The organism is Streptococcus sp. CL5.50, from assembly GCF_049738015.1.
GTDB lineage: Bacteria > Bacillota > Bacilli > Lactobacillales > Streptococcaceae > Streptococcus > Streptococcus mitis_CA.
In genome coordinates, this window is sequence record NZ_JBKOTR010000006.1 from 1 (window position 1) to 12432 (window position 12432).

The window sequence follows — 12432 nt, forward strand, 5'->3', positions numbered from 1 at the left end:
AAAAAGCTATTAGACGTTAAAAAAAGCCTTGGTTTCAAGGCTTATTTCTGTTGATTTAGATGTGCCCCCTGCAGGGCTCGAACCTGCGCCCCATAGCTTAAGAGTCTACTGCTCTACCAACTGAGCTAAGGAGGCAACAGAAAAAGCTGAGAATGTAACTTCCCAGCTATTTTAATATGCCCAAAATGGCAGCTAGATTATTTACGAAAGGCATCAAGGATATAGGTGAAACCAACAATTAAAAATGCAAAGGCAACGACATAAACGACAAAGACACTTGTAGCTACTGGATTGAACAAAATCACTAGACCTAGTAAAAATGCAAGCAACGCTATCCACATGATACGGTTGCCAATAATAGGGAAAATCAATCCCAGACGATTGCCTTTAAAGAAAACTATAATGGCTTCTACAATTAACCAAATTCCTAAAATAGTTGGAATGACAACTGGCAGCGTCACAAAGCCATAGGCAACGAGGTAAAGAGCTAAGAGAAGATTAACAATCCCTTGGAAAAGATGAGCTGGTGAGCGAAGCTCTTTTGGTACAGAGAAATAGCCTAAAATAGCTGCTATAGAAGAAACCAGTAAACCAAATGCAATCCACCAGCTGTAAACAACAAGATTAGCTACTGGGTTTGTAAATAGGAAAAGTCCTAAAAGGACAAAAACAACTCCTGCAAGGAATAGCAGTAAACGATTAGAAAATTTCATTTCAATACCCCCTATATAGTATAGTATAGTATAGTTTGATAATAAAAATATTATACACCTTTTTAGAGGAAATGTCAATAAACAAAATGGAAAATTTGGAAGTTTCAGTCTGATTTATGAAAAGAAAATCAGTTTTTATTATTTTGAAAATAAAAAGAGAAGATAAAATTTGTCTTCTCTACATGAAAATATTGTATGGAATCAAAGCAAAAGTAACTGGCTTTACACTATTTGTAAAGATGTAATTTGATTCAAAAAGAAAAGATAGATTTAAAAGTGGGGCAAATGATGAGGCAAATCAGTTATAGATAAGCAAAAAAGCCTTGGTTATCAAGGCTTTTCCTGTTGTATTTAGATGCCCCCTACAGGGATCGAACCTGTGACCCACGGATTAAGAGTCCGCTGCTCTGCCAGCTGAGCTAAGGAGGCAAAGAAAAAAGCTGTATTGGTGCCGAAACTTCACGGTTTGTATTGAACCCGCGCAATTAAGCAGGTGGGCAACTCGCTCTAACTGAAGCTGTTTCCGTGTGAGACGGCCTACATGCTGTTAGAAGACTTTTGTTTCCCTAATAATACAAAAAATAGTCGGTCAACACTTAAGTGTGAAGTCGTACACCACAGCGTTTCTATGTTTATATGATACCACTTTTTCAAAAAAAATCAAGAGGAAAGTGCAATTTTTTGAAAAGGATTTCAGATTTTTCGCAAACGGTCGATAGCTTCCTTTCTTTGAGCCAAAGCCCGTTCATATTTACCAGTATCTTCTGCTTGGAAATAGTGATGATTACGAATTTTTTCTGGTAGATAGTCTTGCTTGACCCAATTTCCAGGATAGTTGTGTGGATAGAGATAGTCTTGGGCATTCCCCAGTTCCTTGCTTCCGCTGTAGTGCCCATCACGCAGGTGCCGCGGAATAGGCAAGTGCCCTGATGTTTTGAGGTCAGCAAGTGCCTTATCCATAGCTACATAGGCTGAGTTGGATTTTGGAGAAAGAGCCAAATCAATCACGACGTTGGCAATGAGGATGCGAGCTTCGGGAAAACCAATCTTTTGGGCAGCATCCAGAGCAGTTACGGTGTGAACCTGGGCTTCAGGATTGGCTAAGCCGATATCTTCATAGGCGATAACAGTCAAGCGACGAGCGAGACTTGGCAAATCACCAGCCTCAATCAAGCGGGCAGCATAGTGGAGACTGGCATCCACATCTGAGCCACGGATAGACTTTTGCAGGGCTGAGAGAACATCATAGTGGCCATCTCCATCCTTATCCATAGTGATGTAGCTCTGCTGCAGGCTATTTTCCATGATGTCGAGGGTGATGTGGCGGATGCCCTTATCATTCTCAGGGGTAGAGAGAGCTGCCAAATCCAGTGAGTTGAAGGCAGAGCGAAGGTCTCCGTTTGTAGAGGTAGCAATAAAATCCAGCGCATCCTCATCTAGTTCTACTGGAAAATCAAAACCACGCTCAGGGTTACTTAGAGCTATTTGCAGAGCCTCTTTGATGTCTTGGTTAGACAGAGGTTCCAACTCAAAAATTTGAACTCGGCTACGAATGGCAGGAGTGACAGAGAAGAAAGGATTTTCAGTCGTAGCGCCAATCATGATGACCAGTCCACTTTCCAAGAGAGGCAAGAGGAAGTCTTGCTTGGTCTTGTCTAGACGATGAATCTCGTCTAGCAATAGGACGAGACCCCCGGAAAATTTAGCCTCTTCCGCGATTTCTTGCAGTCGTTTTTTACTGTCAACTGTCGCATTGAAGGTACGAAAGGCATACTTAGTAGTCCCAGCGATGGCAGAAGCAATACTGGTCTTGCCGATTCCAGGAGGTCCGTAGAGAATCATGGAAGACAGGCGGTTGGCTTCCACCATGCGGCGGATGATTTTTCCAGGTCCGACCAGATGCTCCTGACCGATGACCTGGTCTATGGTTTTAGGGCGCATGCGAAGCGCGAGATTGTCTGGCATAGCAGTCCTTTCTAACGTGGATTTTAGTGTCATATTTTTTGAGTAGAATGACTCATCTAATATATCTTACTATGTCCATTCTAGCCTATTAGTTGTGATATTTCAATGGTTTTGTAATATTCAGGGTGTGAGATAGAATCTTTTTGACTATTTAATTTAATGAGGAGAGGCATCAGCATGAGATAATGGATTTCCCTTAAAACTCAAAATAGGATAGTTGAGCCTAAAGAAGTGGAAGTGCTGACTTGAGAAATAATATTGCTAAATGTTATTGCATGAACTATAATGAAAAGAGAGGTGATAAGTAGTGGAAATAATGGAATTACCAAGTTAGGAAGTTTTCTTGGTAAAGTACATAGTAGATATAAATTTAGATAGCAATATTTGAAAAGGAGAAAATGGAACTAGATGAATACTTCAAATTCAAAGCTACTTGAAAATAAGTCATTTATGGAACTTGACGGACTAGTTGGTTTACCAAATGGAGTGAAATCAGCACCTATGAAATACAATCTTGGAAAAATTAACAAATATTTAAACGAAACAGGAAAAGAATTTAAAGAACTGACTGTTCTGGAACTAAAACAATTTGAGAGAGTTAAATAAAGATGGGACTAGATAAAAGGTTTGTGGAGAAAGCCTTTGCCAGTGGCAAAGATAGAGTGAATAGAGCGATTTTTGTAAAACCTGAAGAGCTTATTGAACTATCTGATGAAGATTTAAGTTATTTTGGGGAAGGTATTTTTTATTGCTTACCTCGTAGCAAATTTGTAGAAAGTCATAAAGATGAGATTAGAGAGAAATACAATCTTTCTAACGAATTACCAAAGATAAATGGCATCTATTTAGGGATTTTTTTAAAAATGAGGTCATGGGATAGAATTAGAAAAACCAAACCAAGCTTAAAAGAAATTATAAACATGGTTGAAAAGTGAAATAGTAGCTATATATTTTATATTATTGGAATTCCCTTTTGCGTAAGCTTCTTTGGCTTCTGCAAGTGTCATTTCATTAGGGCCGCCATCTATATTAGTTTCTCCTGTATTTTGCCACTGACAGACGTCAAGATGTCATACACTGCTGTAACAGTCCCACATACTGGACAATGGACATATTTGCTACCGTTAATAATGATTAAATTCTCTTTTCCAGTCTTATTCATTTAAGGTTACTCCCAACACTATACAAATATATTAGCTATTTCAATACACTACTTTTTCAATATCATTGATTGTAATTGTTATGGTATCCCAGTCTTTCGGGGAATCTCCTATGTCAGCAATAAAAGTATCTTCACTTAACTTTTCGACAATTGTCGCCGTTTGACCGTTTTTTAACAACACTGTATCAAATTCTAGAATTTTTACGATTTTTCTCCTTGCGTAAGCTTCTTTGGCTTCTGCGAGAGTCATCTTGTTAGGGCCACCGTCAATATTTATAATACCCGTATTTTGCCAACGACAGACGTCACAGATATCATAGTCCATAACTTCAGTTCCGCAAACAGGGCAATGTAGCCATAAATATCCATCAATTACCCAAGTCTTTTGTGATTCATTTATGTCGTTTTTCCTTTTATAAGCCATTTTTGCTTCAGCAAGCGTTATTTTATTAGGACCGCCATCGATATTAAATGCTCCCGTATTTTGCCAATGACAAACATCGCAAATATCATAAGTTTCTACTAAAGTTCCACATACAGGGCAATGCACATGCTCCCAACCATCAATGAAAATTAAATTTTCTTTTTTAGTTTTATTCATGATAAACAACTCCTGTTATTTTGTAATACCGTCTTGAGTTAACTCTATTGATGCGATTTCAGATTCATTAAATCCAACATATGGATATTTATCTGTTCTTATTTTAATTTCATCATAGAGTTCATCTTCTGTATCAAGTTTCCCTGTAAAGCTATTACAATGACTCTCTAAAATTTGACCGTCAACAAAAACAACCCTAATTTCTTTTCCTAAATATTGTTCTAAATTCATTACTGATTTCCTTTCCAATATTATACTTCAAATCAAGTGATATTACTAATGAATAAAGTATGGTAAATGATAAAACAGTTTATCTGACAATGCAAGTTTCTCGTCTGCTGAATGTATTGATTTAGTAGTTTTTGCTAGTCTTTTATAAAAATCGTAATATAATTTTGGGTGATAATCATTTTTTAATGAAGAGAGGAGAAGTAATGTTAAGATTGAATCGCGCCATTTCTAGTGGGTCGAGAAAAGCAGGAACTCTGATAGTTCTGTCTATCCGTTTATATAAGGCTTCCCTTAGAACCACATCTAGGGGATTTTATGTATAAGAGAATAATAAGTATCACTCCTTTACAATACGTGTAGCACGTGTTATAATGGTGTTGTCAGGAGGTAAAAGCGCTATGCCTATGACACAAAAAGAGATGGTTAAACTCCTTACGGCCCATGGTTGGATAAAGACTAGAGGCGGTAAAGGTTCCCATATTAAAATGGAGAAGCAAGGAGAAAGACCTATCACAATCCCTCATGGTGAGCTGAATAAGTACACTGAAAGAGGGATAAGAAAGCAAGCTGGGTTGTAAAATTCAGCCCCTGCTTTTTGATATGGAGGTAGTGAGATGTTAGTTACGTATCCAGCTTTATTTTATTATGACGATACAGACGGAGCAGAAGCGACTTATTTTGTCCATTTCCCGGATTTTGAATACTCAGCGACACAAGGAGAGGGGATTTCTGAGGCTCTGGCTATGGGTTCAGAGTGGTTAGGCATAACTGTTGCAGATTTGATAGAGAGTGATGAAGACTTGCCCCAGCCATCAGATATCAATAGCTTGTCTTTAATTGATAATGATCCTTTTAAAGATGATGAAGATTTCGTGTCAACCTATGACCTTGATAAATCTTTTATTTCTATGGTATCTGTTGATGTATCAGAGTATTTAGGAAGTCAGGAACCCATTAAAAAGACCTTGACCATACCAAGATGGGCAGATAAGTTGGGACGAGAAATGGGACTTAACTTTTCTCAGACTTTGACAGACGCTATTGCAGATAAGAAAATTCAAGCCTAAGATTAAGTGTGACATCGTGGGAATAGTCAATAAAAAAAGCACTCCTAATTGTGCTGGTTACTTGTCTATTGATCCTATAGATTTGCTAGCCCTTTCGAGGGCTTTTTGTGTTGAGTTTTTGGAAAAAATAAGGAAATCAACCGTTTAAGAAAATCACTAATACCAAGGGTTTAAATGAGGTAATATGGTATAATTAGGACATAAAATAATTTTGTGGTAAGATGGTAGTATCTATTTTAGCATATTTCCGAGCAATCGGGGCGATTTAAGAGTCGCATAGAAAGAGGACAAAATGGCAACATATGGATTTTTAGATGTTTTAGAGGAAGAGTTGGAGAAGAACTTTCCCTTTGACTTTGAGATTAGTTGGGACAAGCGTAACCACGCAGTTGAAGTGAGTTTTCTATTGGAAGCGCAAAACGCTACAGGTGTGGAGATGGTGGATGAGGACGGAGAGGTTTCGTCAGATGACATTCTCTTTGAAGAAGCAGTTCTTTTCTACAATCCTGCCAAATCAACCGTCAATGAGGAAGACTATTTGACTGTCATACCTTATCTTCCAAAAAAAGGATTTTCTCGCGAATTTTTAGCTTATTTTGCGCTATTCCTTAAAGATACTGCCGAGGTTGGACTAGATGCCCTCATGGACTTTTTGGAAGACCCAGAAGCCGAAGAATTTGTCATGGAATGGAACCAAGAAGTCTTTGAAGAAGGAAAAGTCGGCTTGGAAGAAGGGGAATTTTATCCTTATCCGAGATACTAGGAGTTGGTTGGAGGTTTTATGAAAAAAATTGGGACTTATTTGGTTTATGTGCTAGCCTTTGTCTTTATTATGCTAGCTTTTGCTTGTGGAACTATCGCATTTGCAGAGTTGGGGTATTCCGCAGTTTTAGCCTTCACTATTGGTTATTCCTTTGCTCTTCTAAGCATGTATTTAATTTTTATTCTTCATGAGCTGGGTCATGCTTTTTGTGGCTACTTGACAGGCTATCGGCTGGTGGCTTTTGGATTAGGACATTTTCTTTTGACCAAAAAGTCAGGCAGGTTTTATCTTAGTCGAACAGCCGTTATGAAAAATGTTGGTGCTCAGTATATTGGATTGAAAGAAGATGAAAGCGACCAAAGAATCATCCTGATGCTTTCAGGAGGCTTGATGGTTCATCTTAGCTTAATATTATTGGCGATATTGTTTGGATTTTTGACAAGAAGCTGGTATTTTGCTGGTACTTGGATTTTTCTTAATTTGTCTTTCTTCCTAAACAATGCTTTGCCAGTCGGTATCACCGATGGAGCAAAAATCTGGGAATTGCTACAACACCCTGAAAATACCAAATACGCCTACATGGTGTTGAGGCATTCTGCCCAGACCTTGTTAGCTCCTCAAGAATATGACTTGAAAGACTTTACCATGCCTGTTGATGAGGATGCGAGAGGGAGTTTTGCAGAAAGTGTTCAGACTCTTCAGGGATTGGTATTTATATTGGATGATAATATAGAGCTTGCAAAGCAACAGTTTCAGTCTGTGTTAGAGAAAACAGATAATCCAATGTCTAAAACTATTTCTCAAATATACCTTCTTCAAGTTGCTCTGATGGAAGGAGATAATAAGAAAGCGGAAGAATATGCAAGTATTCGAGGGGTCAAATCCTTTTTATCTATTAAAACAGCAGATATGCAGGTCATTCAAGCCTGGTATCAATTTAAGGTAAAGAAAGATGTAGTTCAAACTCACAAGGCTATGAAGATTGCTAGACATAAAATGAATAGCAGCCGGATGTTACGGGATGAGAAAATCTATTATCAAAACTGGTTAGCTGAGCTGGAAAAGGAATTAACCGAAGGAGTCTAATATGGAAATAGAGATTTCTGATTTCACAGGCTGTAAGATTGCTTTGTTTTGTGGAGATAAGCTTCTGACTATCTTACGCGATGATAAGGCAAGCATTCCCTGGCCCAATATGTGGGAACTGCCCGGTGGTGGGCGAGAGGGGGATGAAAGTCCTTTTGAATGTGTGGCGCGTGAAGTTTATGAAGAACTGGGAATTCATTTGACTGAGGATTGTCTACTTTGGGCGAAGGTTTATCCAAGTATGCTTTTTGCGGATAAACAATCTGTATTTCTAGTCGGTCTGTTGACACAGGAGCAATTTGACAATATCACCTTTGGTGATGAAGGACAGGGTTATCAGCTCATGAATGTTGAGGAATTTCTTAGTTCCAGTCAAGTTGTACCTCAGTTGCAGGATAGAGTGAGAGATTATATGGAGGAAGTTTGATAAATGGCGAAGCGTAGCAAAAATATCAATATGTTTCTCATGGATGGTGAAGTGACTGGAAAAATCAAATGTACTTTGTCAAATTGGACGGGAGTGATTTACAAAATACCTCGTATTCAGTTGGGAGATTTAAAGTCGCGTGATGAAATGAAACAAAGTGGTATTTATTTCTTATTTGGTCGAGATGAAGATAAACAGAAAGATGTGACCTATATTGGTCAGGCGACAACTCGGAAAAATGGTGAAGGGGTATTGTTGCGAATTCAAGAGCATACCCGTGATACTCATGCAGATTATTTTAATGATGTCATCATTCTAACAACTCAAAACAATTCTTTCGGTCCAACAGAAATTAGCTATTTGGAAAATAAATTTACTCAACTTGCTAAAGAAGCTGGTCGCTACATTGTGAAAAATGGGAATGATCCAAATCCTGGTAATGTAACTGAGGAAAAGGAATCTGAACTGGATGAAATTGTTGAAAATACGCTAATGATTATCGGCACTCTAGGTTATCGTGTTTTTGTTCCAATGACAAAGGAAGTTAGTCAAGATTTGACTGATAATCATTCAACTTATCTTTATTTAAAGCGTAAAACTAAGAAATCTAACAAAGTAATAGAAGCAACTTGTGAACGGACAACTGAAGGTTTTGTTGTTTTAGAAGGAAGTCAAGTAGAAATAAAGGATTCTCCATACCTTCCAGCAAGTTTAAAAGAAATGCGTCAGAATTTAATAGCTTCTCGGGTCATTCAAGATGGAGTGTTAAAAGAAAAACAACTCTTTTCTAGCCCTTCTTATGCAGCGGCTTTTTTGCTGGGTATGCAAACGAACGGTCGAACTGATTGGAAAAATCAGGATGGAAGAACTTTAAAAGAATTAGAAGAATTAATAGATTGATAAGGAAAAAATTTATGGAAACATGGCAAGAGTTAAAAGTTACAGTGAAGCGTGAGGGAGAGGAGCTGGTCTCTAATCTCTTGATTGAGCTAGGAGCGCAAGGTGTTGCGATTGAAGACAGCATGGACTATGTGGGAAATGTGGATCGTTTTGGTGAGATTTTCCCAGAGGTTGAGCAGCAAGAAGAAATCGTTGTAACAGCCTACTATCCTGATACGGTTGATGTGGCAGTGGTTGAGGCGGATTTGCAGGCTCGCCTAGCAGAATTGACAGATTTTATGGACTTGGGAGAGGTCAAAATGGGGACCACTGCCTTGGCTGAGGAAGACTGGGCAGACAACTGGAAGAAATACTATGAACCAGCTCGTATCACTCATGATTTGACCATCGTGCCATCTTGGACAGACTATGAGGCGACTGCGGGAGAAAAGATTATCAAGCTGGATCCTGGTATGGCCTTCGGAACTGGGACCCATCCAACCACTAAGATGAGCCTCTTTGCCTTGGAGCAGGTCCTTCGTGGTGGCGAAACGGTGCTAGATGTGGGGACTGGTTCAGGGGTTCTCTCTATTGCCAGCTCGCTGCTTGGTGCTAAGGAAATTTTCGCCTATGACCTAGATGATGTGGCAGTTCGTGTTGCTCAGGAAAATATTGAGCTCAACCCTGGTATGGAAAACATCCATGTAGCAGCAGGAGACTTGCTTAAGGGAGTTGAGATTGAGGCAGATGTGATTGTAGCTAATATCTTGGCGGATATCCTCATTCATCTGACAGACGATGCCTATCGTTTGGTTAAGGACGAAGGCTACCTCATCATGAGTGGGATTATCAAGGACAAGTGGGACATGGTGCGCGAGTCGGCTGAGTCAGCTGGATTTTTCCTTGAAACCCACATGGTTCAAGGGGAATGGAATGCCTGTGTTTTCAAAAAAACTAAGGATATTTCAGGTGTGATTGGAGGCTAGCATGCAGCAGTATTTTGTCAAGGGGAGTGCCATCTCTCCTGTCACCATCGAGGACAAGGAAACCAGCAAGCATATGTTTCAGGTTATGCGCTTGAAAGAAGATGATGAGGTTACTTTGGTCTTTGATGATGGAATTAAGCGCTTGGCGCGTGTGCTGGATGTGGAAGCCCGTCAGTTTGAGTTGGTCCAAGAATTGGCTGGCAATGTGGAACTGCCAGTCCAAGTGACCATTGCATCCGGCTTTCCCAAGGGGGACAAGCTGGAGTTTATCACTCAAAAAGTAACCGAGCTCGGAGCCAGCCAAATCTGGGCCTTTCCTGCCGACTGGTCCGTTGCCAAATGGGATGGCAAAAAATTGGGTAAAAAGGTTGAAAAACTAGAAAAAATTGCCCTTGGAGCAGCAGAACAAAGCAAGCGTAATCTAGTACCAAGTGTCACACTTTTCGAGAAAAAATCAGACTTTCTAGCTCAACTGGACCAATTTGACTCTATCGTAGTGGCTTATGAAGAGTCGGCCAAAGAAGGAGAAGCCGCTGCGCTTTTACAAGCAGTTAATGGACTCGAGAAGGGAGCCAAATTGCTCTTTATCTTTGGTCCAGAAGGTGGTCTGTCACCTGCAGAAATCGAAAGTTTTGAAGCTAAGGGAGCAGTCTTGGCAGGTCTTGGTCCTCGTATTTTGCGAGCAGAAACAGCACCGCTTTACGCCTTATCAGCCCTTAGTGTTTTATTAGAATTAGAGAAATAAGAGGAAGAAAATGGAACAAAAACACCGTTCAGAATTTCCAGAGAAGGAACTTTGGGATTTAACAGCCCTATACCAAGACCGTGAGGATTTCTTGCGTGCAATCGAGAAGGCTCGTGAAGACATCAACCAGTTTAGCCGTGACTACAATGGCAATCTTCACACTTTTGAAGATTTCGAGAAGGCCTTTGCGGAATTGGAACAAATCTACATTCAGATGAGCCATATTGGCAACTATGGCTTTATGCCTCAGACGACAGACTATAGCAATGACGAATTTGCCAACATTGCCCAAGCTGGGATGGAATTTGAAACAGACGCCAGCGTAGCTCTGACCTTCTTTGACGATGCCTTGATGGTAGCAGATGAGGAAGTCTTGGACCGTTTGGGTAAATTGCCTCATTTAACAGCTGCCATTCGTCAGGCCAAAATCAAAAAAGCCCACTATTTAGGGGCTGATGTGGAGAAGGCCTTGACCAATCTCGGCGAGGTTTTCTACAGTCCGCAGGATATTTACACTAAGATGCGAGCTGGGGATTTTGAAATGGCTGACTTTGAAGCTCATGGTAAGACCTACAAAAACAGCTTTGTTACTTATGAGAATTTCTACCAAAACCATGAGGACGCTGAGGTCCGTGAGAAATCCTTCCGTTCCTTCTCAGAAGGTCTTCGTAAGCACCAAAATACGGCTGCAGCAGCCTATCTAGCCCAAATCAAGTCTGAAAAACTACTAGCAGATATGAAGGGTTACGACTCAGTCTTTGATTATCTTCTAGCTGAGCAAGAAGTGGACCGTGCTATGTTTGATCGTCAGATTGACCTCATCATGAAGGATTTTGCGCCCGTTGCTCAGAGATACCTCAAGCATGTTGCCAAGGTTAATGGTCTTGAAAAGATGACCTTTGCTGACTGGAAATTGGACTTGGACAGCGCCCTCAATCCTGAAGTGAGCATTGATGATGCCTATGATTTGGTCATGAAGTCGGTAGAACCTTTGGGGCAAGAATATTGTCAGGAAGTTGCTCGCTATCAAGAAGAGCGCTGGGTTGACTTTGCGGCCAATAGTGGCAAGGATTCTGGTGGATATGCGGCGGATCCATATCGCGTGCATCCTTATGTCCTCATGAGCTGGACTGGTCGTTTGAGCGATGTTTATACCTTGATTCATGAAATCGGGCATTCTGGTCAATTCATCTTTTCAGATAATCATCAAAGCTACTTTAATGCCCACATGTCGACCTACTATGTTGAAGCGCCGTCAACTTTCAATGAATTGCTTCTCAGTGATTACTTGGAGCACCAATCTGACGACCCTCGTCAAAAACGCTTCGCTCTGGCTCACCGCTTAACAGACACCTACTTCCATAACTTTATTACGCACCTCTTGGAAGCAGCCTTCCAGCGTAAGGTGTATACATTGATTGAAGAAGGAGAAACCTTCGGGGCAAGCAAACTCAATAGCATTATGAAGGAAGTTTTGACGGATTTCTGGGGAGATGCCATTGAGATTGACGACGATGCGGCTTTGACTTGGATGCGACAAGCTCACTACTACATGGGTTTGTATAGCTACACTTACTCTGCTGGTCTTGTTATCTCGACTGCAGGTTACCTTCATCTGAAACATTCAGAAACTGGAGCTGAAGACTGGCTCAATCTCCTCAAATCAGGAGGTAGCAAGACACCGCTTGAGTCAGCCATGATTATCGGAGCTGATATTTCAACAGATAAACCACTCCGTGATACAATCCAATTCTTGTCTGACACAGTTGACCAGATTATCGCCTACAGTGCCCAGTTGGGAGAGTAG

The 12432-nt window shown here is 40.3% G+C and carries 14 protein-coding genes, 2 tRNA genes and 3 pseudogenes; 11 read left to right on the top strand and 8 right to left on the bottom strand.

Going from position 1 to position 12432, the window contains the following annotated elements:
* Positions 1-62: 62 nt before the first annotated feature.
* The 4 genes from ACLNCV_RS04875 to ACLNCV_RS04890 form a co-directional block, all read right to left on the bottom strand.
* Positions 63-135: transfer RNA gene (locus tag ACLNCV_RS04875), tRNA-Lys, on the bottom strand.
* Between the two features lie 62 nt (positions 136-197).
* Positions 198-713 (bottom strand): DUF308 domain-containing protein, encoded by a 516-nt coding sequence (locus tag ACLNCV_RS04880; protein WP_084888812.1) that lies wholly within the window; start codon positions 711-713, stop codon positions 198-200.
* Positions 714-1069: 356 nt separating this feature from the next.
* Positions 1070-1142 (bottom strand) — tRNA-Lys (locus ACLNCV_RS04885).
* A 264-nt stretch (positions 1143-1406) separates the two neighbouring features.
* On the bottom strand, positions 1407-2678 hold the full coding sequence (locus tag ACLNCV_RS04890) for a replication-associated recombination protein A (RefSeq protein WP_261015370.1): 1272 nt from the start codon (positions 2676-2678) through the stop codon (positions 1407-1409).
* 408 nt (positions 2679-3086) lie between these two features.
* Between ACLNCV_RS04890 and ACLNCV_RS04895 the strand changes: the two genes are divergently transcribed.
* Together ACLNCV_RS04895 and ACLNCV_RS04900 are read left to right on the top strand one after the other, a co-directional pair.
* A complete protein-coding gene (locus ACLNCV_RS04895; RefSeq protein ID WP_084888807.1) occupies positions 3087-3284 on the top strand; it encodes a hypothetical protein in 198 nt (65 codons plus the stop codon).
* 2 nt (positions 3285-3286) lie between these two features.
* Complete coding sequence (locus ACLNCV_RS04900) at positions 3287-3613, top strand: hypothetical protein (RefSeq protein ID WP_084888805.1); 327 nt, start codon at positions 3287-3289, stop codon at positions 3611-3613.
* 33 nt (positions 3614-3646) lie between these two features.
* Here the strand turns inward: ACLNCV_RS04900 and ACLNCV_RS04905 are convergent.
* The 4 genes and pseudogenes from ACLNCV_RS04905 to ACLNCV_RS04920 form a co-directional block, all read right to left on the bottom strand.
* Positions 3647-3840: pseudogene (locus tag ACLNCV_RS04905) on the bottom strand (CPCC family cysteine-rich protein); the annotation flags it as partial.
* A 214-nt stretch (positions 3841-4054) separates the two neighbouring features.
* Positions 4055-4264 (bottom strand): annotated as a pseudogene (locus ACLNCV_RS04910) (CPCC family cysteine-rich protein); the annotation flags it as partial.
* Positions 4250-4441, bottom strand: a pseudogene (locus ACLNCV_RS04915) (CPCC family cysteine-rich protein); the annotation flags it as partial. The pseudogenes ACLNCV_RS04915 and ACLNCV_RS04910, both read right to left, overlap by 15 nt.
* 15 nt (positions 4442-4456) lie before the next feature.
* A complete protein-coding gene (locus ACLNCV_RS04920) occupies positions 4457-4672 on the bottom strand; it encodes a hypothetical protein (protein ID WP_084888801.1) in 216 nt (71 codons plus the stop codon).
* Between the two features lie 398 nt (positions 4673-5070).
* On the opposite strand from ACLNCV_RS04920, the gene ACLNCV_RS04925 reads away from it, so the two are divergent.
* The 9 genes from ACLNCV_RS04925 to pepF all read left to right on the top strand — a co-directional run bounded on the left by ACLNCV_RS04925 (position 5071) and on the right by pepF (position 12432).
* Entirely contained in the window at positions 5071-5250 is a 180-nt protein-coding gene (locus ACLNCV_RS04925; protein ID WP_001132287.1) for a type II toxin-antitoxin system HicA family toxin, read from the top strand.
* A 36-nt stretch (positions 5251-5286) separates the two neighbouring features.
* Positions 5287-5739 carry a type II toxin-antitoxin system HicB family antitoxin gene (locus ACLNCV_RS04930; protein ID WP_084888798.1) on the top strand — a complete coding sequence of 151 codons (453 nt, stop codon included), beginning with the start codon at positions 5287-5289 and terminating at the stop codon, positions 5737-5739.
* 292 nt (positions 5740-6031) lie between these two features.
* Entirely contained in the window at positions 6032-6502 is a 471-nt protein-coding gene (locus ACLNCV_RS04935) for a DUF3013 family protein (RefSeq protein WP_045592523.1), read from the top strand.
* Positions 6503-6520: 18 nt separating this feature from the next.
* Positions 6521-7588: a M50 family metallopeptidase gene (locus ACLNCV_RS04940; RefSeq protein WP_049543075.1), complete on the top strand. Its 1068-nt coding sequence runs from the start codon at positions 6521-6523 to the stop codon at positions 7586-7588.
* 1 nt (position 7589) lies between these two features.
* On the top strand, positions 7590-8015 hold the full coding sequence (locus tag ACLNCV_RS04945) for an NUDIX hydrolase (protein ID WP_125454906.1): 426 nt from the start codon (positions 7590-7592) through the stop codon (positions 8013-8015).
* 3 nt (positions 8016-8018) lie between these two features.
* Positions 8019-8915, top strand: a complete 897-nt coding sequence (locus ACLNCV_RS04950; RefSeq protein ID WP_261126641.1) for a GIY-YIG nuclease family protein — start codon at positions 8019-8021, stop codon at positions 8913-8915.
* A gap of 14 nt (positions 8916-8929) precedes the next feature.
* Positions 8930-9880 (top strand): 50S ribosomal protein L11 methyltransferase, encoded by a 951-nt coding sequence (gene prmA / locus ACLNCV_RS04955; protein ID WP_125453212.1) that lies wholly within the window; start codon positions 8930-8932, stop codon positions 9878-9880.
* Position 9881: 1 nt separating this feature from the next.
* Positions 9882-10625 (top strand): 16S rRNA (uracil(1498)-N(3))-methyltransferase, encoded by a 744-nt coding sequence (locus tag ACLNCV_RS04960; protein ID WP_424844925.1) that lies wholly within the window; start codon positions 9882-9884, stop codon positions 10623-10625.
* A 10-nt stretch (positions 10626-10635) separates the two neighbouring features.
* Positions 10636-12432, top strand: coding sequence for an oligoendopeptidase F (pepF, locus tag ACLNCV_RS04965; RefSeq protein WP_424844926.1), 1797 nt, complete (start codon positions 10636-10638; stop codon positions 12430-12432).